This window comes from Citrobacter sp. Cpo012, from assembly GCF_030333015.1.
Lineage (GTDB): Bacteria > Pseudomonadota > Gammaproteobacteria > Enterobacterales > Enterobacteriaceae > Citrobacter > Citrobacter portucalensis.
This window is the reverse complement of sequence record NZ_JAOWGR010000036.1, coordinates 371,490-395,627: the sequence shown is the minus strand read 5'-3', so window position 1 is coordinate 395,627 and position 24,138 is coordinate 371,490. Positions and strand designations below refer to the sequence as shown.

Genomic DNA, 24,138 nt, shown 5'->3' with positions numbered 1-24,138 from the left:
CCTTACTTTTTGTTGGTTTCAGACACATCGCTGGCGTGGGTCTGGAGGTATTTCAACAACGTACGTTCCTCCACCGGATTAAGCCGGTAATAGGTCGACATGGCTTTCAGTCCGGCGATCCAGCCGTTAGCGGTATATCGGGTTGTAGGAGGAGTGCTATGACAGGCGCTACAGGTGGATTGCAGCATTTGATCTGAGTACTCCCAAATTGGCGCAAGCGTGTTGATAAAGTCCTGATCGGTGGTCCAGGCGGTGACGCTCACCTGCTGCCATTCCTGATGTGAGTCAGGATCGACCTGGGTGTGTAGCACTTTTACGTTCGCCATCAGGGGCTCATCGAGAACGGCGGAGAAAACGCGTTTCCCCATATACTGGGTGATCACCCGTCCACGCCCTTTGCTTTCTCGCCAGCCCGTGATTTCGAGCTGCACGTTACTGCCTTCTTTTTTCAGCACCTTGACCTCGGTAGCAGGAAATAACAGCGCCTTCCCGACCGGACTCCCTGCCGTTGCCGCCAGTGATTTTTCGCTTAATGAAAACAGTGTGGTCGCATCCGTTGGCGTATCTCCTTGACGCTGTAGCTGCTTATAGCGATCGCGAAAACCGCTGCTCATATCGGGTTTGTGATGGGCTATTCCTTTGTGACAATCGATACAGTTACTGTCTTTTGCTGCCGCTGCGGTCATTTGCGCCGCCGCGTTTGCCGATTGCTTGCCATGATCCATTGCCTCATAGCTATGGCAGGATTTACACGCCGCTGAATTATTCGCGCTCATGCGTGCCCACTCCCGCTGGGCCAGCTCCGGGCGTTTGGCAGCAAACTTTTCAGGAGTATCAATAGAAGGAGAAATAAAGGTGTGATAGAGGTCGTTTAAGGCTTCAGTTTTACGAATAAGCGTTGGAACAACGCCCGGGGGGATATGACAATCCTTACACTCAGCCCGCACGCCAGATGCGTTACGAAAATGCACGCTGGTTTTATATTCCTCTCCAGCCGTGCGCATCGAGTGACACGATAAACAAAATTCGGTGGTACTGGTGTAATGAACGCCTTGCCACGTTCCCCAAATAGCCAAGGCCATTGCCACCGCCCCAGCCAATACGCACCACAATGCGTTCTTTCTTATCCACGACATGCTTGCCTCCATTTTTTTAATAGCGACACGCTAAGGGATAATAAAAACCAAAAATAGAGACAGCGATGGCAAGCTATAGGAACAGCCACTACTCCATGAGGTGTATCAAATAGTAAAAACGAGAAATTCGTAATATAGTGGCTATATATTAATAAGGAATTCCTCATGCTTACATTAACGCTCAATAGAGAACTCCGCACTCCGCTGCAATTGCAAATTTTTCAATTTTATTTCCAGGCTATTCAGCGGGGAGATTTGCTTTGTGGCGATAAGCTTCCCTCTATTCGCGAGCAGGCTCAGGTATTGAACGTAGCCAAAATAACGGTAGTGATGGCCTATGATAAGCTTATGGCTGCAGGGTTAATCAAGAGCCGACACGGCATTGGCTATGAAGTGATATTCACCACGCCTGTACGTATAACACCAACGCATGTGCCCGTTACCCAGGGTTCTCCGCCGACAAAACCTAAAGCTGCCGGAGTCTCAACCGATGTTTACGCCGAGCCTGGACGAGAGTGCTACTGTCGGATGGGCGTCCCCGATCCCAACGCTTTTCCCTGGTCAAGCTGGCGGAAATGGAATAATGCTCCAAGCATACTTAAAGAACAATTATTTACCCGATACCATTCACCAAGTGGATTATTTTCACTGCGTGAGCAATTGGTCAGATACCTTAATTTATCCCGCGGAATTAATACCCGAGCAGAGAACATCATCATTACCAACGGGATTCAGGAAGGATTATCACTGCTCAGCCAAATATTTATTATTCATCATGCTGTCAGTCAGCAAAAAAAGTGCCATATTGTGACCGAATCCCCTTGTTATTCTGGCGCATGGCATCTTTTTAATTATTACGGTGCAGACATTACGTCAATTGCCGTAGATAACCACGGGCTGCAAACAGATAATTTACCCGAGAATGAAACCCAGCTTTGTTATGTTACTCCAGCGCATCAGTATCCGATGGGAAGCGTGCTTTCACTGGAGCGCCGTCAGTCATTATTAACGTGGGCGCAACGCGTCGGCGCTTACATCATTGAAGATGATTACGATGCCGTTTTTACCTATGGGGAAAATCCCCTTCCCGCGCTGAAAGCCATGGATTATCACAACCGGGTTATCTACATGGGGACATTTTCTAAAACGCTGGGGCCAGGCGCACGGCTTGGCTATCTTATTTGCCCTGATGAATTGCTTCCGGCGGTACAGAATATGAAAGCGCTCAATAACAACGGCAGTCAGTGGTTGTTGCAGCAATTTTTGGCCGAACTGATGCAAAACCAGGTGTTCTATACGCATATCAGCAAGCTGGCCTGCAGCTATGCGACGCGCCTCACCCTGTTACGCGATGGCCTTTCCACTCTGTTTCCCGAAGGGAAAATCGCTGGCGCAACGGCAGGTCTGCACCTCTCGTTACGCATTGCCAGACACGCAGAATTCATCACCAGGTTGCAACAATGCTGCCTGTTGGCCGGGATCCGTTTCGACACTCTGCCGGATATAGAAAATGGATCAGAAGCCGCATGGCGCAAAGAGAACAGCGATGCTGTTATGTTTTTTGGATTTGGTGGATTGCAGATACAGCAGATCAATAAAGTGCTGACAGTGCTGGAGCAGGCGCTCGCGCAGCCTTGATGAAAAACAGGGATCGCGCCTGTCGCGCAATCCCTGTTGTTAGACTTACAGCAGATCGCGGAACTGCGTTTGTTTCAGCGCCAGCTCAACGCCACGGACTTCTGCCAGGCCTTTCAGGCGGCCAATCGCAGAGTAGCCCGGGTTGGTTTTCTTGTGCAGATCGTCAAGCATCTGGTGTCCATGATCCGGACGCATCGGGATAGGACGCAGGTCGCCCGCTTTTTTACGCCGCTGCTCTTCGCTCAAAATGGCAGCCACCACCGATACCATATCCACATCGCCCTGCAGGTGCGCACCTTCGTGGAAGGTTTTCGGGTTATCTTCACGACAGGTTGAGCGCAGGTGCGTGAAGTGGATACGATCGCCAAAGGTTTCGATCATTTTCACCAGATCGTTATCAGCGCGCACGCCGTAAGAACCGGTGCACATGGTGAAACCGTTATTTATGCTGTCGACCGTTTCTTTCAGCCACTGCATATCTTCGATAGTCGAAACGATACGCGGCAGGCCAAGGATCGGGCGCGGCGGATCGTCAGGATGCACGGCCAGACGTACGCCGACTTCTTCTGCCACTGGCACAATCGCCCGCAGGAATACCGCCATATTATCGCGCAGATCGTCCTTGCTGATGCCGTCGTATTCAGCGAGACGCGCACGGAACTGATCCAGCGTATAGCCCTCTTCTGCACCAGGCAGGCCAGCAATGATATTGCGGGTCAGTTTTTCAATTTCTGCATCGCTCATGGCATTGAAGTAGTCCAGCGCCTGGCGTTGTTCTTCAGCGGTATAATCCGCTTCAGCTCCCGGGCGTTGCAGAATGTGAAGTTCGAAGGCCGCAAAAGCAATCTGGTCAAAACGCAGCGCTTTGGAACCATCCGGCAGTTGATATTCGAGGTCGGTACGCGTCCAGTCGAGGATCGGCATGAAGTTATAGCACACCGTATCGATACCACAGGTCGCCAGATTACGGATACTCTGCTGATAGTTGGCAATCCACGTTTGATATTGACCTGAACGCGTTTTGATATCTTCGTGGACAGGGATACTTTCCACTACCGACCAGGTCAGCCCTTTTTCAGCCAGAATGGCCTGACGCTGCTGAATGTCTTCTACCGGCCACACTTCACCGTTTGGAATATGGTGCAAGGCGGTCACAACACCCGTTGCGCCAGCCTGACGCACATCATCAAGCGATACCGGATCGTTAGGTCCGTACCAACGCCAGGTTTGTTCCATTGTTTCACCTCACAAGTTGTTATACCAAATTAAATCATCTTAATGACGACTACCATACAGGCATCCGTCAACTGATCAACACATTGCCGATGATTGGTTGATCAAGCTCACATTCCCCGGATAAATGAGGCACACCAATTCAATTTGTTGTCATATAACTTTATACTGCCATTGTTAATTTATGGTTAATCAGGTGTATTAAATGAAAACTATTGCCTCAGCGCCACTGGCGGAAAATGTCATGATGCCGCAATACGACCGCCAGCAATTAAAAACGCGGATTGTGCATTTTGGTTTCGGTGCTTTTCACCGCGCCCATCAGGCGTTACTAACCGACAGGGTGCTGAATGCGCAGGGTGGAGACTGGGGTATTTGTGAGATCAGTCTGTTCAGCGGCGATCGACTGATGAGCCAACTGCGCGAACAGGATCATTTATTTACCGTGCTGGAAAAAGGGGCCAACGGCAACCAGCCAATTGTTATCGGTGCCGTCAACGAATGTCTCAACGCCAGGCTGGATTCGCTGGCGGCCATTATCGAAAAATTCTGCGAACCTCAGGTGGCTATTGTCTCGCTAACCATCACAGAAAAAGGCTACTGCATCGATCCGGCGACAGGCTCGCTAGACCTCAGTAATCCACGTATTGCTCACGATCTGCAAACACCGACTGAACCGCACTCTGCCCCCGGAATTATTGTTGAAGCCCTACACCGTCGACGTGAACGCGGGCTACAGCCGTTTACCGTCCTCTCTTGCGATAACATCCCGGACAATGGTCATGTGGTAAAAAACGCCGTCCTTGGAATGGCGGAGAAACGTTCACCGGAACTGGCAACCTGGATTCAGGAGCATGTCAGTTTCCCTGGCACCATGGTCGACCGCATTGTCCCTGCCGCCACTGAAGAGTCACTGGCCGAAATTGCCCGCGAGCTGGGGGTTGCCGATCCTTGCGCAATCAGCTGCGAACCGTTTATCCAATGGGTGATTGAAGATAATTTTGTGTGTGGCCGCCCACAATGGGAAACGGCGGGCGTCCAGATGGTCGAAAATGTGTTGCCGTGGGAACAAATGAAACTGCGGATGCTGAACGGCAGTCATTCGTTTCTCGCTTATCTCGGCTATCTGGCCGGGTTCCAGCACATCAGCGACTGTATGCAGGACAGCGCATTTCGTGAAGCCGCTTACCGCCTGATGCTCAACGAACAGGCACCTACGCTGCAAATTACCGATGTTGATTTAGACCAGTATGCCCTAAGCCTGTTGGAGCGTTTTGCCAACCCAGCGTTGAAACATAAAACCTGGCAAATCGCGATGGACGGTAGCCAGAAATTACCCCAGCGCATGTTGGAAGGGATCCGCGTACATTTAGCCCGCCAAAGCGAGTGGCCACTGCTGGCGCTCGGCGTCGCGGGCTGGATGCGTTATGTGAGCGGCGTGGATGATTCAGGCACCGCTATTGATGTTCGTGACCCGTTGAGTGAAAAAATTGCAGCTCTGGTTAAACAGAGCACAGAGTCAGAACGCGTCAACGCCCTGCTTTCGCTGCGCGAGATTTTCGCCACCGATCTCGTACAGAATCCGCAGTTTGTCGCGGCCATTCAGCAGGCCTGGCAACGCATTGCCCAATACGGTGCGCATCAGGCTGTCATTGAGACGTTAAAAAGTTAACGATTTCTGCCATTAAGCAGGACGAAGCGCCTCTTCGTCCTCTCACCCCTTCTCTTTTTCCCCGTTTTTCGCCAGGATTGTTAAATGCCATTACGGTAATTTATGATTCTGGAGTAAATGTGACTAAAACCAATCTCATCACCGGTTTTCTCGGCAGTGGCAAAACCACCTCTATTCTTCATTTATTGGCAAACAAAGATCCTGCTGAGAAGTGGGCCGTGCTGGTTAATGAGTTTGGTGAAGTTGGCATTGATGGCGCGTTGCTGGCCGACAGCGGTGCGCTGCTAAAAGAGATCCCCGGCGGCTGTATGTGCTGTGTTAACGGTCTGCCAATGCAGGTTGGCCTCAATACGCTGCTGCGTCAGGGAAAACCCGAGCGCCTGCTGATTGAACCCACCGGCCTCGGGCATCCCAAACAGATTCTGGATTTACTCACCGCACCGGTTTATGAGCCGTGGATCGATCTGCGCGCAACCCTCTGTATCCTTGATCCTCGCCTGTTACTGGATGAGAAAAGCGTCGCCAATGACAATTTCCGCGATCAGCTGGCCGCTGCTGATATCATTGTTGCCAACAAAACCGACCGTGCCACGACGGAAAGCGAAAACGCCCTACAAAGCTGGTGGCAACACTACGGTGGTAATCGCCAGTTAGTTCATGCCGACCATGGGCAAATTGACGGACAGCTACTGGATTTGCCCCGACTAAACCTGGCGGAGCTTCCTGCAAGCGCGGAGCACGCCCATAGCCATGCCAACAAAAAGGGGCTGGCAGCGTTGAGCTTACCCGCACAGCAGCGCTGGCGTCGTAGCCTCAACAGCGGTCAGGGCCATCAGGCCTGCGGTTGGATTTTTGACGCCGATACGGTGTTCGATACCATCGGTCTGCTGGAATGGTCGCGTCTTGCCCCGGTTGGGCGCGTGAAGGGGGTAATGCGTATTAAAGAAGGACTGGTACGCATTAACCGCCAGGGAGACGACTGGCATATAGAAACGCAAAACGTCGCGCCACCGGATAGCCGTATTGAACTCATCGCCGATACCGAGACCGACTGGAATGCGTTACAGAGCGCGTTGTTGAGACTTCGTTTAGACGCTAGCGCGTAAGGTTGCCTTCGTTTTTAGCAATGGTAAACGACGATGAAAACCCGATACCCTTTAATCCTCCTGCTTAATATTGCTGGTCTGGCACTGTTTCTGTCCTGGTATATTCCAGCCGGGCATGGGTTCTGGTCTTCACTCGATACGGGCGTCTTCCGATTTTTTAATCACAAATTGATTGAAAGCCCACTGTTCTTATGGGTTGTTGCTATCACCAATAATCGGGCATTTGATGGCTGCTCATTGCTGGCTATGGGCGCATTGATGCTGCACTTTTGGCTCAAAGAGACGTCGGAAGGTCGCCGACGCATTGTGGCAATTGGTTTGGTTATGCTGCTCACCGCAGTGGTATTAAATCAGCTGGGCCAGGCGCTTATTCCCGTTAAACGCGCCAGCCCCACGCTTATGCTGGATAATATTTATCGCGTCAGCGAACTGCTGCATATTCCGACCAAAGATGCGTCGAAAGACAGTTTTCCTGGCGATCACGGCATGATGCTGCTTATTTTTTCCGCATTTATGCTGCGTTATTTCGGAAAAGTCGCAGGAATAATCGGCCTTATTATTGCTGTGGTTTTTGCCTTCCCGCGCGTAATGATTGGCGCTCATTGGCTCACCGATATCGTGGTTGGTTCCATGACGGTGGTCTTGATTGGCCTTCCCTGGTGGCTAATGACGCCATTAAGCGACCGATTAGTCACTCTGTTCGTGAATTATCTACCCGGCAAAAACAAACAATTTTTAAACAAATAACGCAGAGTAATTAACATCATCAGGGATACTTCTGATTCCCTGATGATGCCGGGCAATATTTCATCATTCTGATTGTCATTCTCCTGTCATCTTATTCATGTTTAAAATGAGTAGGTTGCGTATTTTTTACCCTGATTGTTCTTAATTTAGACAATGCCGTTTATTCACTTTCTGTATCAATTTTTCTTATAAGAAATCACGTAAAATCACTCGCATTGACCGGAACGATCGGGTAATCTCGAACTCGTTTTGCCTCGCGGGATAATTATTCCCTTTCAGAATAAATTTGTGCGTTCTGCCACAGATTTGACCTTAAGGAATTGTCTCATCGTGCGATGGTAATTAGTCTCGTCACGTTTGGCATTTTTTATAACGATATTTATCGTTAAGGACTTCAAGGGAAAACAAACAAAATGGTCAAATCTCAACCGATTTTGAGATATATCTTGCGGGGCATACCCGCGATAGCAGTTGCGGTTCTGCTTTCTGCATGTAGCACAACGAACACCGCCAAGAATATGCATTCTGAGACGCATGCTGTGGGCAATGGAGATAACTCTTCACTGCAAGCCTCTCAGGATGAATTTGAAAATATGGTACGTAATATCGATGTTAAATCACGTATTATGGACCAGTATGCTGACTGGAAAGGCGTGCGTTACCGCCTTGGCGGCAGCACCAAAAAAGGTATTGATTGCTCAAGCTTCGTGCAGCGTACATTCCGCGAGCAATTTGGTTTAGAGCTTCCGCGCTCAACCTATGAACAACAGGAAACGGGAAAATCCGTTTCGCGCACTAATCTGCGCACAGGCGATCTGGTTCTGTTCCGTGCTGGTTCTACTGGCCGTCACGTCGGTATTTATATCGGTAACAACCAGTTTGTACATGCCTCGACCAGCAGTGGCGTTATCATTTCCAGCATGAACGAGCCTTACTGGAAAAAACGTTACAACGAAGCTCGCCGGGTTCTGAGCCGCAGTTAGTTTCGTTTGGCAGCTATCCCTTGGCTATCCTGATGAAACATTCCAAAAGCACTGCTTCGGCGGTGCTTTTTTGTTTCACCCTGCGACTAAGAAAAATCTCACAACATGAGTCATTTCAGGTTATATTCATACAGAGTAAGCGGTTAAATCAGGTAAAATAAGGATCTATGTTCAGACGCTCTTCTTCATCCGGTCGGAAAATCCTGCTTTCCTGTATGTTAACGGGGCTTATCGTCGCAATACTCGTGAGTACCCTGCAGTTTTTCGTCACCTGGCATAAACGAGAAGTTAAGTACGACACGCTCCTTGCCGATATCCAGAATTACGTCAGCAGCTACTTCACCGACCTCAAAACCACCACCGATGCCCTTCAGCCGCTGGTTGCCAACAGTTGCCAACAAGTCGGCGCTAAACTGACCTCCAGTGCAGCCTTCAGCCTGAACGTTCGCGCTTTCTTACTGGTAAAAGACGGCATCGCTTTCTGCTCTTCCGCGACAGGTTCCATGTTCACTCCGATTTTGGATTTGATACCAAACCTCGATATCAGCAGAAATATTGATGTGGAATTACTTCCCGGTACGCCCATGATGCCGGATAAGCCAGCGATCATGATTTGGCACCGAAACGCGTCGTTCAATGATAGCGGCGTATTTACCTCACTGAATATCAATCTGGCACCTTACCTACTCTATACCGCCCGGCAGGATGATTTTGACGGTATTGCGATTATCGTCGGTAATACCGCAATTTCGACATTCTCATCGCGAATCATCGATGTCTCCGCTCTTCCTCATACCTCCTGGCGGCAGGCCACTCTTGAAGGGATCCCGCTTAAAATTCGCTTATACGCACAAGAGTGGAACTATACCGACGTCTGGTATTCTATTTTGTTGGGATGTATGGCCGGGATTATTGCCGCCCTTCTCCTCTGGTACTACATCTACAGCATCCGTTTACGCCCAGGCAAAGATATCCTCAACGCCATCAAACATAACCAGTTTTATGTGGTGTACCAGCCCGTCGTAGAGATGCAAACGCTGGAAGTGAAAGGCGTCGAGGTCCTGTTACGTTGGAATCACCCAACAACGGGCGAGATCCCACCGGATGCCTTTATTCATTACGCTGAATCACAGAAAATGATCGTCCCGCTGACTCAGCATCTCTTTAAGTTGATCGCCCAGGATGCCCCGGCGCTACAAAAAGTGTTACCCGCTGGCGCAAAATTGGGGATCAATATCGCGCCATCGCATCTGCATGGCGAGACATTTAAAGACGACATCCGGCACCTGCACGCTTCACTTCCCGCAAACTATTTTCAGATAGTGCTGGAAATCACTGAACGAGATATGCTCAATCAACACGAGGCCACAAAGCTATTTGAATGGCTGCATTCCGCAGGTTTTGAAATTGCGATTGATGATTTTGGCACCGGCCATAGCGCGCTTATTTATCTGGAACGCTTTACCGTTGACTACCTGAAAATCGATCGTGGGTTTATTAACGCCATTGGAACAGAAACCCTGACCTCTCCGGTTCTGGACGCCGTGTTGACACTTTCTAAACGTCTTAATATGCTGACGGTTGCGGAAGGGGTAGAAACTCCTGAGCAAGCCCGTTGGCTGCGCGATCGTGGAGTGCATTTTTTCCAGGGATACTGGATTAGCCGACCATTAAAGCTTGCTGATTTTGTGCGTTGGATGGCACAGCCCAATAAGCCGACGTGGTGATCGCAGTATGCGATTCATATACTCTCACTCGCCGCTACATCCCTTATCTTTCAGGCATGATGCCCGTCGGGTTGTGGCAGGAAAAGGAAATCGCTTTTATATGATCCCTCGCGTACTGCTTCTGTTTATTACCCTCATCGGGTTTAGCGCCCAGGCGCAATCCATCAAAGAAAGCTATGCTTTTGCCGTACTGGGTGAACCGAAGTACGCATTTAACTTTAATCACTTCGATTATGTGAATCCCGCAGCCCCTAAAGGGGGTCAAATCACCCTGTCCGCCATTGGCACGTTTGACAACTTTAACCGCTATGCGATGCGCGGTAACCCCGGCGCACGTACCGAAACGCTTTACGATACGTTGTTTACGACCTCTGACGATGAACCTGGTAGCTATTACCCGCTCATTGCCGACAACGCACGCTATGCTAACGACTATTCTTGGGTAGAAATTGCCATTAATCCACGAGCGCGTTTTCACGATGGCTCACCCATTACCGCCCGCGACGTCGCATTCACCTTCCACAAATTTATGACTGAAGGCGTGCCGCAGTTTCGTCTGGTCTACAAGGGAACAACGGTAAAAGCCATCGCGCCATTAACCGTACGCATTGAATTAGCCAAACCGGGTAAAGAGGACATGCTCAGCCTGTTTTCATTACCCGTGATGCCAGAGAAGTACTGGAAAGATCATAAGCTCAGCGATCCCTTATCATCGCCACCGCTCGCCAGCGGCCCTTATCGCATTACGAAATGGAAGATGGGCCAGTATATTGTCTATTCACGCGTCAAAGATTATTGGGCCGCTAATCTGCCCGTCAATCGTGGACGCTGGAACTTTGATACCATCCGCTACGACTACTATCTGGATGATAACGTCGCCTTTGAAGCGTTTAAGGCCGGTGCGTTTGATCTGCGTCTTGAAAATGATGCCAAAAACTGGGCGACGCGTTATACCGGGAAAAATTTCGCGAATCATTACATCATCAAAGATGAGCAAAAAAACGAGTCCGCGCAGGATACCCGCTGGCTGGCATTTAATATTCAGCGTCCGGTATTCAGCGACCGACGGGTACGGGAAGCCATCACGCTGGCCTTTGATTTTGAATGGATGAATAAAGCGCTGTTCTATAATGCCTGGAGCCGGACCAACAGCTATTTTCAGAATACCGAATATGCCGCGACAAAATACCCCGACGCAGATGAGCTGGTGGTACTCGCGCCCTTGAAAAAAGATATCCCCTCTGAGGTCTTTAGCCAAATCTATCAGCCGCCAAAATCAAAAGGCGATGGCTACGACCGCGACAACCTGTTGAAAGCCGATACCTTACTGGAGCAGGCCGGGTGGGTACTAAAGGGTCAGCAGCGGGTAAATAGCGCCAGCGGTAAACCTCTGAGCTTTGAACTGTTGCTCCCGGCGGGCAGCAACAGTCAATGGGTGCTGCCGTTCCAGCATAACCTGCAGCGCTTAGGTATTACCATGAATATCCGCCAGGTGGATAACTCACAAATCACGAACCGCCTGCGCAGTCGCGACTATGACATGATGCCGAGGTTGTATCGCGCGATGCCGTGGCCGAGTTCGGACCTGCAAATTCTGTGGGCCTCTCAATATATTGATTCCAGCTACAACGCCCCCGGCGTACAAAGCCCGGTGATTGATAAACTGATCGACCAAATCATCGCGGCACAAGGTGATAAAGCCAAATTGATCCCACTAGGCCGGGCACTGGACAGGGTATTAACCTGGAACTACTACATGTTGCCGATGTGGTTTATGGCAGAGGATCGCATCGCCTGGTGGGATAAATTTTCGCATCCTGCTATTCGCCCAATTTACACCATTGGCCTCGACAACTGGTGGTATGACGTCAACAAAGCGGCGAAACTGCCCGCAGCCAGACGACAGGGAGAATAAATGGGCGCGTATCTGATTCGACGTCTACTGCTGGTGATCCCAACGCTTTGGGCCATCATCACCATCAACTTTTTTATCGTGCAAATAGCCCCAGGCGGACCGGTTGAACAGGCCGTCGCCGCCATTGAGTTCGGGCAAAGCGGGGCATTACCCGGCGCGGGTAGCGAAGGCGTTCGCGCCAGCCACGCGCAAACCGGCGTTGGTAACATCAGCGACAGTAATTATCGAGGCGGCCGGGGTCTGGACCCGGAAGTGATCGCCGAAATCACTCGCCGCTATGGGTTCGATAAGCCCATTCATGAGCGTTACTTCAAAATGCTCTGGGATTACATTCGTTTCGATTTCGGTGACAGCCTGTTTCGTAGCGCCTCGGTGCTGACGCTTATCAAAGACAGCCTGCCTGTTTCCGTCACGCTGGGGCTGTGGAGTACGCTCATCATCTATCTGGTGTCGATACCGCTTGGGATCCGCAAAGCGGTGCATAACGGCAGCCGGTTTGATGTCTGGAGCAGCGCATTTATTATTGTCGGCTATGCCATACCGGCCTTTCTGTTTGCCATTTTGCTGATCGTCTTTTTTGCCGGGGGAAGCTACTACGACCTGTTCCCGCTTCGCGGGCTGGTTTCGGCCAATTTTGACTCCCTGCCCTGGTATCAGAAAGTAACCGACTACCTTTGGCATATTACCCTGCCGGTGCTGGCGACGGTGGTTGGTGGGTTTGCCGCGCTGACTATGCTGACCAAGAACTCATTTCTGGATGAGGTGCGCAAACAATATGTCGTCACCGCACGCGCTAAAGGGGTCAGCGAGAAAAATATTCTGTGGAAACATGTGTTTCGCAATGCCATGTTGCTGGTGATCGCCGGCTTCCCGGCAACGTTTATCAGCATGTTTTTTACCGGCTCACTGCTGATTGAAGTGATGTTTTCGCTTAACGGGCTGGGATTGCTGGGTTATGAATCCACCGTATCACGCGACTACCCGGTAATGTTTGGCACGCTTTATATCTTCACCCTGATCGGTCTGCTGCTGAATATCCTCAGCGACATCAGCTATACGCTGGTCGATCCTCGTATTGATTTTGAGGGACGCTAATGTCGCGATTAAGCCCCGTCAATCAGGCCCGCTGGGCGCGCTTTCGCCACAACCGTCGCGGCTACTGGTCGATGTGGATTTTTCTGGTGCTGTTCGGTCTTAGCCTGTGTTCAGAACTGATTGCCAATGATAAGCCGCTACTGGTGCGCTACGACAATAGCTGGTATTTCCCCCTGTTCAAAAACTACAGTGAAAGCGACTTCGGCGGACCGCTGGCGACTCAGGCTGATTATCAGGACCCGTGGCTACAACAGCGCCTGGAAAACCAGGGCTGGATCCTGTGGGCACCAATACGCTTTGGGGCCACCAGCATTAACTTTGCCACCGATAAGCCCTTCCCTTCCCCACCTTCCGCACAAAACTGGCTGGGAACAGACGCCAACGGCGGTGATGTACTGGCGCGCATCCTCTACGGCACACGTATTTCTGTCTTGTTTGGTCTAATGCTCACCCTCTGTTCGAGCGTGATGGGCATTATGGCTGGCGCAATTCAGGGCTATTATGGCGGCAAGGTGGACCTGTGGGGGCAACGATTCATTGAAGTTTGGTCAGGAATGCCAACGCTGTTTCTCATCATCCTATTGTCGAGCGTGGTCCAGCCTAACTTCTGGTGGCTGCTGGGCATTACTGTGCTGTTTGGCTGGATGAGCCTGGTTGGCGTGGTGCGCGCGGAATTTTTACGTACCCGAAACTTTGATTACATTCGAGCCGCTCAAGCGCTAGGCGTAAGCGATCGCAGTATTATTCTGCGTCATATGCTGCCCAACGCGATGGTCGCGGCCCTGACTTTTTTACCGTTTATTTTATGCGCCTCGATAACTACTCTGACCTCACTGGATTTTCTTGGGTTCGGTTTACCGCTTGGCTCGCCATCACTGGGAGAACTCCTGTTACAGGGTAAAAACAACCTGCAGGCACCGTGGCTTGGCATCACCGCGTTCATCTCCGTTGCCCTGCTACTATCGCTACTGATCTTTATTGGTGAAGCGGTACGCGATGCGTTTGATCCCAACAAGGCGATTTAAAATGACACAACCTCTGTTAGCCATTGAGAATTTATCGGTAGGTTTTCGTCAACAAGAGACCGTGCGCACCGTAGTCAATGCCCTCTCACTACGGGTTGATGCCGGACAAACGCTGGCGCTGGTGGGCGAGTCTGGATCGGGGAAAAGCGTGACCGCGCTTTCTATCCTACGGTTGTTACCGTCCCCTCCGGTAGTTTACCCTTCCGGGGACATCCGTTTTCATGGTGAATCATTACTTCACGCCAACGAGCAGACGCTTCGCGGCGTACGGGGGAATAAAATCGCCATGATTTTCCAGGAGCCGATGGTGTCACTGAACCCGCTCCACAATCTGGAAAAACAGCTTTATGAAGTGCTGTCGCTGCATAGGGGAATGCGTCGGGAAGCGGCGCGGGCAGAAATCCTGACCTGCCTGGATCGCGTTGGCATCCGTCAGGCAGCCAAACGTCTCGCAGATTACCCACACCAACTGTCCGGCGGTGAACGCCAGCGTGTGATGATCGCCATGGCACTGCTGACACGACCTGAGCTGCTTATTGCTGATGAACCGACTACCGCGCTGGACGTTTCCGTTCAGGCACAGATCCTGCAATTGCTGAGGGAACTACAGCGCGAGCTGAACATGGGATTACTGTTCATCACCCACAACCTGAGTATTGTGAAAAAACTGGCCGATACCGTGGCGGTCATGCAAAACGGCCAGTGCGTTGAGCAAAATAGAGCAGCACAGTTGCTCACTGCGCCAACGCATCCCTACACGAAGAAATTGTTAAACAGCGAACCTTCCGGCGACCCGGTACCTTTGCCTGTCGGGCAAGCTCCGTTGCTGGAAGTGGAAAAACTCCGCGTCGCCTTTCCTATCCGCAAAGGTATCCTGAAACGCGTGGTGGACCACAACGTCGTCGTTAACGATGTCAGTTTTTCCCTCCGGCCCGGTGAAACGCTGGGGCTGGTTGGAGAGTCTGGCTCCGGAAAAAGCACTACCGGACTGGCGCTTCTGCGGTTAATCACCTCGCAGGGAAGCATTGTGTTCGATGGTCTGGCACTGCATACCTTAAATCGACGCCAGCTGTTGCCGGTCCGTCACCGTATTCAGGTGGTATTTCAGGATCCCAACTCCTCGCTGAACCCACGCCTGAGCGTGCTACAGATTATCGAGGAGGGGTTGCGCGTTCATCAGCCTACCCTGTCAGCCGAACAACGCGAGGCACAGGTGAAAGCGGTAATGGCGGAAGTGGGATTGGATAGCGAAACGCGACATCGTTATCCTGCGGAGTTTTCTGGCGGACAACGCCAACGCATTGCTATTGCGAGAGCATTGATTCTCAAACCTTCCCTGATCATTCTGGATGAACCAACATCGTCGCTCGACAGGACCGTACAGGCGCAAATCCTGACGTTGTTAAAATCCTTACAGGAAAAGCATCGGCTGGCTTATATTTTTATCAGCCATGATTTGCACGTAGTACGCGCATTATGCCATCAGGTTATTGTGCTACGTCAGGGAGAGGTCGTGGAGCAAGGGCAATGCGAGCACGTCTTTAACGCACCACAGCAGGCCTATACGCGTCAGCTGCTCGCGCTAAGCTGACGCTCAAAAAGGATTGTTGTTTGAAAACGGTTCTGCGATAGCCACGCCGAAGTTTTTCAGTCTGCAGGTCGCGGCAAATTCGTCCTGGCGATTCACAAACAGGCACGGCTCCCCTTCACATTCCAGTACGGAACAAGGAACCTCGATATCACTGAGGGCCTGGCTGAGCTTATGCATGACTGACCACGCGCTGTCACCATCAGGACTGAGCAATTTGAGTGCCACCAGGCTGTTCTCATTACTCTGACCGTTTTGCGGAATCGGTTCAACTTTCGAACCTGCGAAACCCACCGACCAACGATAGCTCTGCGGCAGACGATGAACGATTGAGAGTTGTAATGTCATCACTTTCTTTCCCTGGAAGCACAATCACTTCACAATTATTTTACATCAATATTAACACATCATTGACAATACGTCTTTAGACAGTTGGTAAACGTTTACATCCAGTACTTATGCTGCTTACAGAACCCAGTAATTAAATTTATTCAACGGTTCTGGCATATTTCCGGGCTATATGTACTCGTTTCTGCGATCTAACTCAACCTTTTTAACTACAATGATGTGACTTTTTACATAAATTGATTTTACATAAAATAAACATAAGCGGGGGAAATGATAGATTTGCGGTTGATGTACATCAACTCTGGAGACCTTATGGCCCCCAGGTTGTGTAATAGATCACCGTTTTTGAGCGCGACTGGCGTAAAGATAGAAGAGAATTGAGCAGGTAGCGCAAAATGCGATCGACCATATCATTGGCCAGGCCGAGTTAAAGGTCGCCAGAGACAACAGGGCCCCGACAATGGCGCCAATGCCAAAGCGGAATGTCCCAGCCAGCGATGACGCCGTTCCTGCCATATGCGGAAATTCATCCAGAATAACCGCCATGGCGTTTGATGACACCATCGATACACAGCCAACAAACGCCGCAACGCCAACGACCAGAGCCCAGAACCCCAGCCCAAACAGTGCGCTAAAGACCATCCATCCCGCCATCACGAACTGGATCCACAGACCGGTACGGAACATATTCAATGCCCCAACCCGACGCACAAAGCGACTGTTGATGATAGTCATCACGAACAGGAATACGATGTTCAGTGCGAAGTAATAACCGAAATGCTGCGGTGAAACGTGGTTGATCTCAATGTAAACAAAGGGTCCGGCGCTCAGAAACGAGAACATCCCGGCAAAGCTGAACCCACTGGCAAGCATATAGCTCAGCACTCGTTTATGACGAAACAGCGAGGCAAAGTTGCCAATAGTGGTACGCAGGCGAAACGGCTGGCGACGCTCTACAGGCAGGGTCTCTTTGATCAGCGTAAAGATCATCACCGACGCCAGAACAGCCGCCATGGCGAGGATCCAAAAGATATAGTGCCAGCTAAGCCATACCAGCACCCAACCACCCACGATAGGTGCCAACAAAGGCGCAATTGTCGTGACCAGCATGACGAATGACATCATGCGTGAGAACTCTTCCTTCGGATAGATATCGCGCATCAGGGCGTTGATAACCACGCTGGCCGCCGCGGCAGCCAGACCGTGGAAGAAACGCATCACGATCAGTTGATCAATAGTTTGCGCCAGGGCACAGGCCACTGCCGCCGCCGCAAACACCAGCGTTCCGCCCAGAATCACCGGCTTGCGCCCAATGCTGTCAGCCATTGGGCCATAGAGCAACTGCCCCACTGCAAACCCCAGAATATAGGTACTGAGGGTCATCTGCGCGCTACCCGCAGGCACACCAAACTGTTCTGAGATAACAGGTAGCGCCGGAAGATACATATCAATCGACAACGGCATCAGCATGGCTAACAAGCCAAGGATAAAGACTATGGCAATTGACGAGTTCTGCCGGGTGGTCACATTTAGCTCCTGAAATTAACGCGGGGTTAAGTTAACGCTGGCGATTTCTTCTTCGGTCAATGGACGGTATTCACCCGGCTCCAGATCGTCATCAAGCCTGATGTCACCAATTCGTTCACGGTGCAGTTCCACAACGTGGTTACCCACCGCGGCAAACATACGTTTTACCTGATGATAACGCCCTTCGCTGATGGTCAATCGCACCTGAGTTGGCGTAATGACCTCCAGAACAGCCGGTTTGGTCAGGTCTTTTTCATTATGCAACTGTACGCCATGGGCAAACTGCTCGGCGGTATCGTCTGCCACTGGCGACTCCAGCGTCACCAGATAGGTTTTCTCACAATGGTGACGAGGAGAGGTGATACGATGCGACCACTGTCCGTCATCGGTCATCAGTACCAGTCCGGTGGTGTCGATATCCAGACGCCCTGCCGCATGCAGTTTGTAGGCAACCGGTTCATCAAGGAAATAGAGCACCGTCGGATGATCCGGGTCATCCGTTGAGCAAACATAACCCTGAGGCTTATTCAGCATAAAATAGCGCGGGCCATTTTGTTGAACCAGGGAATTACCGTCATATTCGACGTCGTGTTCTGGTAGCAGCTTAAAGGCACTGTTTTTAACGATTTCACCGTCGACGGTAACGCGGTTAGCACGGATCTCACGCCCGGCAATAGCGCGGCTGACGCCGAGTTGCTGAGCGATAAATTTATCAAGTCGCATGAGTGTGATTTTTGCCTGTAAAAATACGAGAAGCGGGTTTACGCCCGAAAAGTGGGACTTTTATCCGCCCAGTATAGCGGTGTTACACCATCCCTCAAGGGAAATGATTCATGGCATACTATACATTGTTGCTGTTTACCTTAATGAGCTCATGATTTTTACTCTTCGCCCGTACCAAAAAGAAGCCGTGGACGCCACGCTCAACCATTTTCGCCACCACCGCACCCCGGCGGTTATCGTCCTGCCAACCGGCGCGGGCAAAAGTCTGGTGATTGCAGAACTGGCCCGCGTGGCACGTGGTCGCGTACTGGTACTGGCGCACGTCAAAGAACTGGTCGCACAAAACCATGCCAAATATTGTGCGCTGGGGCTGGAAGCCGATATTTTTGCCGCAGGCCTAAAGCGTAAAGAGAGCCACGGGAAAGTAGTCTTTGGCAGCGTACAGTCGGTAGCGCGTAATCTGGACGCCTTTCAGGGAGAATTCTCACTGCTGATCGTCGATGAATGCCACCGTATTGGCGATGATGAAGAGAGTCAGTATCAGCAAATCCTCACTCACCTGACTAAAGTAAATCCCCACTTACGTCTGCTCGGGCTTACCGCCACGCCTTTTCGTTTGGGTAAGGGCTGGATTTATCATTTTCATTATCATGGTATGGTGCGCGGCGATGAAAAAGCGCTGTTTCGCGACTGCATTTATGAATTACCGCTGCGCTACATGATTAAACACGGCTACCTGACGCCGCCAGAACGCCTCGACATGCCGGTCGTGCAGTATGACTTTAGTCGCCTGCAGGCGCAGAGTAACGGCCTGTTTAGCGAAGCAGATCTGAATCAGGAGCTGAAAAAGCAGCAGCGAATAACGCCACATATCATCAGCCAGATTATCGAGTTTGCCCAAACCCGCAAAGGGGTGATGATTTTCGCCGCCACCGTTGAGCACGCCAAAGAAATTCAGGGCCTGCTGCCCGCTGACGACGCCGCGCTAATCACTGGAGATACGCCAGGCGCTGAGCGCGACGTGCTGATTGAAGAGTTCAAAGCCCAGCGCTTTCGCTATCTGGTGAATGTGTCGGTCCTGACCACCGGCTTTGATGCCCCGCACGTTGACCTTATCGCCATTCTGCGCCCGACGGAATCAGTTAGCCTTTACCAACAAATTGTCGGTCGTGGGTTGCGCCTTGCACCGGGTAAAACCGACTGTCTGATCCTCGATTATGCCGGCAACCCGCACGATCTGTACGCACCGGAAGTGGGTGCACCGAAAGGGAAAAGCGACAACGTTCCGGTACAGGTGTTCTGTCCTGCCTGCGGATTTGCAAACACCTTCTGGGGCAAAACCACGGCAGACGGCACGCTGATTGAACATTTTGGCCGCCGCTGCCAGGGATGGTTTGAAGATGATGACGGCCATCGCGAACAGTGCGATTTTCGTTTCCGTTTTAAAAACTGTCCACAGTGCAACGCGGAAAATGACATTGCTGCCCGCCGTTGTCGGGAGTGCGACACGGTGCTGGTTGACCCGGATGACATGCTGAAAGCCGCGCTCAGGCTCAAAGATGCGCTGGTCCTGCGCTGTAGTGGTATGGTGTTACAAAACGGGCAGGATGATAAAGGCGAATGGCTGAAAATCACCTATTACGATGAAGATGGCGCTGATGTCAGCGAACGCTTTCGCCTGCACACTCCCGCGCAGCGTACGGCCTTCGAACAACTGTTTATTCGCCCGCACACCCGAACACCCGGTATACCCTTACGCTGGATAACCGCCGCCGATGTCCTCAATCAGCAGGCGTTGTTACGGCATCCTGATTTCGTGGTGGCGCGCATGAAAGGTCAGTACTGGCAGGTCCGTGAAAAGGTCTTCGATTATGAAGGACGCTTTCGTCGGGCACATGAATTACGCGGTTAATCCTACTTTTGATTGATGTACCAGCCGTTTGAGTATAGAATCTCGCCCGCTTTTGCATACGCAAAGCAGATCACTTACCTGTTGCTGGGTCGCCTGTAGCAGGAATTATTAAAGAGAGATTTAAATGTTTACTATCAACGCTGAAGTACGTAAAGAGCAGGGTAAGGGTGCGAGCCGCCGCCTGCGTGCCGCTAACAAGTTCCCGGCAATCATCTACGGTGGCGCAGAAGCCCCGATTGCTATCGAACTGGATCACGATGCAGTTATGAACATGCAAGCTAAAGCTGAATTCTACAGCGAAGTTCTGACCATCGTTGTTGACGGTAAAGAAGTTAAAGTTAAAGCTCAGGCTGTACAGCGTCACCCGTTCAAGCCGAAGCTGTCCCACATCGACTTCGTTCGCGCGTAATCGCCTACAAGTTGAAGAAAAACCCCGCCAAGGCGGGGTTTTTTTATGGGATTTGTTGGCGGTAAAGATGAAGCACGCTTGCCGGATAAGGCGTTTCCGCTCCATCCAGCAAACAGTTTTATTTCCCGCCAGACGTGCGGCGCTGGAGCTGGTCGCGCAGGTTCGGCGGCGTACCTTTGATGGTCAAGGTGTCCGTCGCCGGATCCCAGAAAATACGTTCACCCAGTAACATAGCGTCGAAGTTAATGGTTAACCCACCGCCGCTGCCGGCAAATTTGGTTAACTGACGCAGCGTACTGCGATCCGCAGGGAAGCTCTCTTCCAGCTCGTAGCCTTTATCAGCGGTAAATTCGCTGAAGCTGACTTCACTGACGCCGGAAAGCTCTTTAGACAGCGACTCCAGTTCGATCTCTTCACCAGCCTGCAGCTGCTCGTTACAGTAGCTGTACACCTGCTGACGCACGTTCTGGCGTTCGGCTTTATCGAGTTGAGCCTCATTGGTAAAGTCATCGAGCGCCTGCAGCAGGCCACGGTTTTGTGCTTTGGCGTTCAAACCTTCGCTGGCACCGAGGAAATCCATAAAGAAATCGGCGACTTTGCGCCCTACCCGCCCTTTCAGGAACGTCAGATAGCGCGTGGACTCCGGATTGGTTTCCCACTCGGTTAAATCAATACGCGCCACGATGTCCGCATGATTGATATCCAGATAGTGCGTCGGATTGATATCCAAATTTTCATTGACGCGCATGCTGCTTAAATTGTTCAGCACGGCGACCAGCAGATACTCTACCGCCAGATAGCGGTAATGGCAGAACAGGACAATGCCGCCGTCGGCAAAAGGATATTTCGCCAGCTCGTCCCGCAAGCGTCCGGTCGCGGCACGACTAAATGCCAGAAAATCCTCTTCGCCCTGACGCTGTAAACGCAGCGTTTGCGCCAGTTCACTCTCTTCGCTAAACAGGCCATAGGCTTTATTCTTGGCGCTATACACCCGATGCAACTCAGCCATCATATCGACAACCGTCGCTGTCGGTTCCAGTAATGAATCGCGCAAGACCAGCTCAAGGTTCTGCTCGTCACGTTTGATAAGCTGGTGCAGGGCAATCTGGTTGATATCCAGACTCATGATAAACTCTCCTTTTAGACCGGGCGGTATTCAACCACCTGCCGGGCAGTGACGCAATAGAAGATAAAAAAGCAGAAAAAAAACTGTCTGTACGGTAATATGTTGCCCTTTCATGAACAGACTGATTTCGATTTATGCCACAAATTTCCCGCTATAGTGACGAACACGTTGAACAACTGCTGAATGAGATGCTCAACGTACTGGAAAAACATAAGGCGCCGACCGACCTTTCCCTGATGGTTCTGGGAAACATGGTGACTAACCTTATCAATACAAGCATCGCACCGGCCCAGCGCCAGGCGATTGCCAACTCTTTTGCCCGCGCATTGCAGTCTTCGGTAAACGACGACCAAGCGCATTAAGAGCCTGCTCCGGGGAAACGAACAACAGTTTATGGTAACTCATCGTCAGCGCTACCGTGAGAAAGTCTCCCAGATGGTTAGCTGGGGGCACTGGTTTGCCTTGTTCAACATTCTGTTGGCAATGGTTCTCGGTAGCCGTTACCTGTTTGTCGCCGACTGGCCGACAACCCTTGCAGGTCGTGTATATTCCTACCTGAGCGTTGTCGGGCATTTTAGCTTTCTGGTGTTTGCCACCTATCTGCTAATCCTGTTTCCCCTGACGTTTATCGTCATGTCCCAGAGGCTGATGAGATTCTTATCAGCTATTCTGGCGACGGCTGGCATGACGCTGTTGTTAATCGACAGCGAAGTTTTCACTCGCTTCCACCTGCACCTCAACCCGATCGTCTGGGAACTGGTCATTAACCCTGACCAGAATGAAGCGGCGCGTGACTGGCAACTGTTGTTTATCAGCGTGCCGGTTATCCTGTTAATAGAAATGTTGTTTGCGACCTGGAGCTGGCAAAAGCTGCGCAGCCTGACGCGTCGTCGCCATTTCGCCAAACCGTTAGCGGCATTCTTCTTCGTTTCTTTTATCGCCTCGCATGTGGTGTATATCTGGGCAGATGCCAATTTCTATCGCCCGATTACCATGCAGCGCGCAAACCTGCCACTCTCTTACCCGATGACGGCGCGTAAGTTTCTGGAAAAACATGGCCTGCTGGATGCGCAAGAGTATCAGCGTCGCCTGATCGAACAGGGCAATCCGGAAGCGGTTTCCGTGCAGTACCCGCTCAGCGAACTGCACTATCGCGATATGGGGACTGGCCAGAACGTTCTGCTGATCACCGTAGACGGCCTGAACTACTCACGCTTTGAAAAACAGATGCCTGCGCTGGCTGAGTTTGCCGGGCAGAATATCTCCTTTACGCGTCACATGAGCTCAGGCAACACCACGGATAACGGGATCTTTGGCCTGTTCTATGGTGTATCGCCAAGCTACATGGACGGTATTTTGTCGACCCGAACGCCTGCGGCGCTGATCTCTGCACTGAACCAGCAGGGTTATCAGTTAGGGCTATTCTCCTCGGATGGCTTTACCAGTCCGCTTTATCGTCAGGCGCTACTGTCAGATTTCTCCATGCCGAGCGTGCAAACGCAATCAGACGAACAAACCGCAAGCCAATGGATTAACTGGCTGGGACGCTACGCGCAGGAAGATAATCGCTGGTTCTCCTGGGTCTCCTTTAACGGGACAAACCTTGATGACAGTAACCAGAAGAACTTTGCCAAACGCTACGCCAGCGCCGCTCAGGATGTGGATGCCAATATTAACCGTGTTCTTAGCGCCCTGCGCGACTCGGGTAAACTGGACAACACGGTGGTGATTATTACCGCGGGTCGCGGTGTGCCGCTGACTCAGGAAGAGAACAACTTTGCCTGGTCGCGCGGTCATCTGCAGGTTCCTCTGGTGATTCACTGGCCGGGAACACCTGCCCAGCGTATCAATAGCCTGACCGATCATACAGACCTGATGACGACGCTGATGCAGCGCCTGCTGCATGTCAGCACGCCGGCTAACGAATACTCGCAGGGGCAGGATTTGTTCAATGCTACACGTCGCCATTACTGGGTGACCGCCGCCGACGGCAGCACGATGGCAGTGACTACGCCAGAGATGACGCTGGTGCTGAACAACAACGGAAATTATCAGACCTATGATTTACGTGGCGAGAAAATAAAAGATCAGAAACCGCAGCTCAGCCTGCTGCTACAGGTTCTGACGGATGAGAAACGATTTATTGCTAACTGATTAATTATAAATCAGTTAGTGAGGCATCCTCTTGCATTCGTAGCGGAAAGCAGTAGTATTAGCAGCCATAGCGT

20 protein-coding genes are annotated in these 24,138 nt (G+C 51.3%); 14 read left to right on the top strand and 6 right to left on the bottom strand.

The annotated features are described in order from the left end of the window. Positions 1-2 precede the first annotated feature (2 nt). Positions 3-1,136 (bottom strand): pentaheme c-type cytochrome TorC, encoded by a 1,134-nt coding sequence (gene torC / locus OGX90_RS08635; RefSeq protein WP_153752614.1) that lies wholly within the window; start codon positions 1,134-1,136, stop codon positions 3-5. Between the two features lie 165 nt (positions 1,137-1,301). Here torC and pdxR point away from each other — a divergent pair, with 165 nt between their 5' ends. After that, positions 1,302-2,774: a MocR-like pyridoxine biosynthesis transcription factor PdxR gene (gene pdxR / locus OGX90_RS08630; RefSeq protein ID WP_286588554.1), complete on the top strand. Its 1,473-nt coding sequence runs from the start codon at positions 1,302-1,304 to the stop codon at positions 2,772-2,774. A gap of 45 nt (positions 2,775-2,819) precedes the next feature. Here the strand turns inward: pdxR and uxuA are convergent, their stop codons facing one another. After that, positions 2,820-4,010, bottom strand: coding sequence for a mannonate dehydratase (uxuA, locus tag OGX90_RS08625; RefSeq protein WP_057066521.1), 1,191 nt, complete (start codon positions 4,008-4,010; stop codon positions 2,820-2,822). A gap of 202 nt (positions 4,011-4,212) precedes the next feature. Between uxuA and OGX90_RS08620 the strand changes: the two genes are divergently transcribed. The 9 genes from OGX90_RS08620 (at position 4,213) to yejF (ending at position 15,868) form a co-directional block, all read left to right on the top strand. Next, the gene (locus OGX90_RS08620; protein WP_008785284.1) at positions 4,213-5,679 is read left to right on the top strand and encodes a mannitol dehydrogenase family protein; all 1,467 of its coding nucleotides are present in this window, start codon (positions 4,213-4,215) and stop codon (positions 5,677-5,679) included. Positions 5,680-5,798: 119 nt separating this feature from the next. After that, complete coding sequence (locus OGX90_RS08615; protein WP_286623535.1) at positions 5,799-6,785, top strand: CobW family GTP-binding protein; 987 nt, start codon at positions 5,799-5,801, stop codon at positions 6,783-6,785. 33 nt (positions 6,786-6,818) lie between these two features. After that, entirely contained in the window at positions 6,819-7,532 is a 714-nt protein-coding gene (locus OGX90_RS08610; RefSeq protein WP_048215899.1) for a phosphatase PAP2 family protein, read from the top strand. A 413-nt stretch (positions 7,533-7,945) separates the two neighbouring features. Continuing rightward, positions 7,946-8,515, top strand: coding sequence for a bifunctional murein DD-endopeptidase/murein LD-carboxypeptidase (mepS, locus tag OGX90_RS08605; RefSeq protein ID WP_003834567.1), 570 nt, complete (start codon positions 7,946-7,948; stop codon positions 8,513-8,515). 167 nt (positions 8,516-8,682) lie between these two features. Then, positions 8,683-10,242, top strand: coding sequence for a cyclic di-GMP phosphodiesterase (locus OGX90_RS08600; RefSeq protein WP_048215898.1), 1,560 nt, complete (start codon positions 8,683-8,685; stop codon positions 10,240-10,242). A gap of 100 nt (positions 10,243-10,342) precedes the next feature. Next, entirely contained in the window at positions 10,343-12,157 is a 1,815-nt protein-coding gene (locus tag OGX90_RS08595) for an extracellular solute-binding protein (RefSeq protein WP_286623533.1), read from the top strand. Then, entirely contained in the window at positions 12,158-13,252 is a 1,095-nt protein-coding gene (locus tag OGX90_RS08590; RefSeq protein WP_103285562.1) for a microcin C ABC transporter permease YejB, read from the top strand. It begins immediately after the preceding gene. Beyond that, on the top strand, positions 13,252-14,277 hold the full coding sequence (locus OGX90_RS08585) for an ABC transporter permease (RefSeq protein ID WP_286623530.1): 1,026 nt from the start codon (positions 13,252-13,254) through the stop codon (positions 14,275-14,277). The genes OGX90_RS08590 and OGX90_RS08585 overlap by 1 nt, the downstream gene beginning before the upstream one ends. Before the next feature lies 1 nt (position 14,278). Next, positions 14,279-15,868, top strand: a complete 1,590-nt coding sequence (gene yejF / locus OGX90_RS08580; protein WP_032944026.1) for a microcin C ABC transporter ATP-binding protein YejF — start codon at positions 14,279-14,281, stop codon at positions 15,866-15,868. A 3-nt stretch (positions 15,869-15,871) separates the two neighbouring features. Here the strand turns inward: yejF and OGX90_RS08575 are convergent, their stop codons facing one another. From OGX90_RS08575 to rsuA, 3 genes are all read right to left on the bottom strand, one after another. Next, positions 15,872-16,216, bottom strand: a complete 345-nt coding sequence (locus OGX90_RS08575) for a YejG family protein (RefSeq protein WP_085951589.1) — start codon at positions 16,214-16,216, stop codon at positions 15,872-15,874. Positions 16,217-16,549: 333 nt separating this feature from the next. Next, positions 16,550-17,740 (bottom strand): Bcr/CflA family multidrug efflux MFS transporter, encoded by a 1,191-nt coding sequence (locus tag OGX90_RS08570; RefSeq protein ID WP_003834584.1) that lies wholly within the window; start codon positions 17,738-17,740, stop codon positions 16,550-16,552. Between the two features lie 15 nt (positions 17,741-17,755). Next, a complete protein-coding gene (gene rsuA, locus OGX90_RS08565; RefSeq protein WP_008785291.1) occupies positions 17,756-18,463 on the bottom strand; it encodes a 16S rRNA pseudouridine(516) synthase RsuA in 708 nt (235 codons plus the stop codon). 151 nt (positions 18,464-18,614) lie between these two features. Between rsuA and radD the strand changes: the two genes are divergently transcribed. Together radD and rplY are read left to right on the top strand one after the other, a co-directional pair. Further along, positions 18,615-20,375, top strand: coding sequence for a DNA repair helicase RadD (radD, locus tag OGX90_RS08560; protein WP_286623528.1), 1,761 nt, complete (start codon positions 18,615-18,617; stop codon positions 20,373-20,375). Between the two features lie 124 nt (positions 20,376-20,499). After that, entirely contained in the window at positions 20,500-20,784 is a 285-nt protein-coding gene (gene rplY, locus OGX90_RS08555) for a 50S ribosomal protein L25 (RefSeq protein WP_003027502.1), read from the top strand. Positions 20,785-20,902: 118 nt separating this feature from the next. Here rplY and yejK read toward each other — a convergent pair whose 3' ends face one another. Beyond that, positions 20,903-21,910 (bottom strand): nucleoid-associated protein YejK, encoded by a 1,008-nt coding sequence (gene yejK / locus OGX90_RS08550; protein ID WP_048234884.1) that lies wholly within the window; start codon positions 21,908-21,910, stop codon positions 20,903-20,905. Positions 21,911-22,044: 134 nt separating this feature from the next. Here yejK and OGX90_RS08545 point away from each other — a divergent pair, with 134 nt between their 5' ends. Together OGX90_RS08545 and yejM are read left to right on the top strand one after the other, a co-directional pair. Further along, positions 22,045-22,272, top strand: a complete 228-nt coding sequence (locus OGX90_RS08545) for a YejL family protein (RefSeq protein WP_003027506.1) — start codon at positions 22,045-22,047, stop codon at positions 22,270-22,272. A 31-nt stretch (positions 22,273-22,303) separates the two neighbouring features. Next, entirely contained in the window at positions 22,304-24,064 is a 1,761-nt protein-coding gene (gene yejM / locus OGX90_RS08540) for an LPS biosynthesis-modulating metalloenzyme YejM (protein WP_003834595.1), read from the top strand. Positions 24,065-24,138: the final 74 nt, after the last annotated feature.

Bases quoted from the DNA above. Each gene is read 5' to 3' on its own strand.
- torC (WP_153752614.1), bottom strand. From the start codon at position 1,136: ATGTCGTGGATAAGAAAGAACGCATTGTGGTGCGTATTGGCTGGGGCG.
- pdxR (WP_286588554.1), top strand. From the start codon at position 1,302: ATGCTTACATTAACGCTCAATAGAGAACTCCGCACTCCGCTGCAATTG.
- uxuA (WP_057066521.1), bottom strand. From the start codon at position 4,010: ATGGAACAAACCTGGCGTTGGTACGGACCTAACGATCCGGTATCGCTT.
- OGX90_RS08620 (WP_008785284.1), top strand. From the start codon at position 4,213: ATGAAAACTATTGCCTCAGCGCCACTGGCGGAAAATGTCATGATGCCG.
- OGX90_RS08610 (WP_048215899.1), top strand. From the start codon at position 6,819: ATGAAAACCCGATACCCTTTAATCCTCCTGCTTAATATTGCTGGTCTG.
- mepS (WP_003834567.1), top strand. From the start codon at position 7,946: ATGGTCAAATCTCAACCGATTTTGAGATATATCTTGCGGGGCATACCC.
- OGX90_RS08600 (WP_048215898.1), top strand. From the start codon at position 8,683: ATGTTCAGACGCTCTTCTTCATCCGGTCGGAAAATCCTGCTTTCCTGT.
- OGX90_RS08595 (WP_286623533.1), top strand. From the start codon at position 10,343: ATGATCCCTCGCGTACTGCTTCTGTTTATTACCCTCATCGGGTTTAGC.
- OGX90_RS08590 (WP_103285562.1), top strand. From the start codon at position 12,158: ATGGGCGCGTATCTGATTCGACGTCTACTGCTGGTGATCCCAACGCTT.
- OGX90_RS08585 (WP_286623530.1), top strand. From the start codon at position 13,252: ATGTCGCGATTAAGCCCCGTCAATCAGGCCCGCTGGGCGCGCTTTCGC.
- yejF (WP_032944026.1), top strand. From the start codon at position 14,279: ATGACACAACCTCTGTTAGCCATTGAGAATTTATCGGTAGGTTTTCGT.
- rsuA (WP_008785291.1), bottom strand. From the start codon at position 18,463: ATGCGACTTGATAAATTTATCGCTCAGCAACTCGGCGTCAGCCGCGCT.
- radD (WP_286623528.1), top strand. From the start codon at position 18,615: ATGATTTTTACTCTTCGCCCGTACCAAAAAGAAGCCGTGGACGCCACG.
- rplY (WP_003027502.1), top strand. From the start codon at position 20,500: ATGTTTACTATCAACGCTGAAGTACGTAAAGAGCAGGGTAAGGGTGCG.
- yejK (WP_048234884.1), bottom strand. From the start codon at position 21,910: ATGAGTCTGGATATCAACCAGATTGCCCTGCACCAGCTTATCAAACGT.
- OGX90_RS08545 (WP_003027506.1), top strand. From the start codon at position 22,045: ATGCCACAAATTTCCCGCTATAGTGACGAACACGTTGAACAACTGCTG.
- yejM (WP_003834595.1), top strand. From the start codon at position 22,304: ATGGTAACTCATCGTCAGCGCTACCGTGAGAAAGTCTCCCAGATGGTT.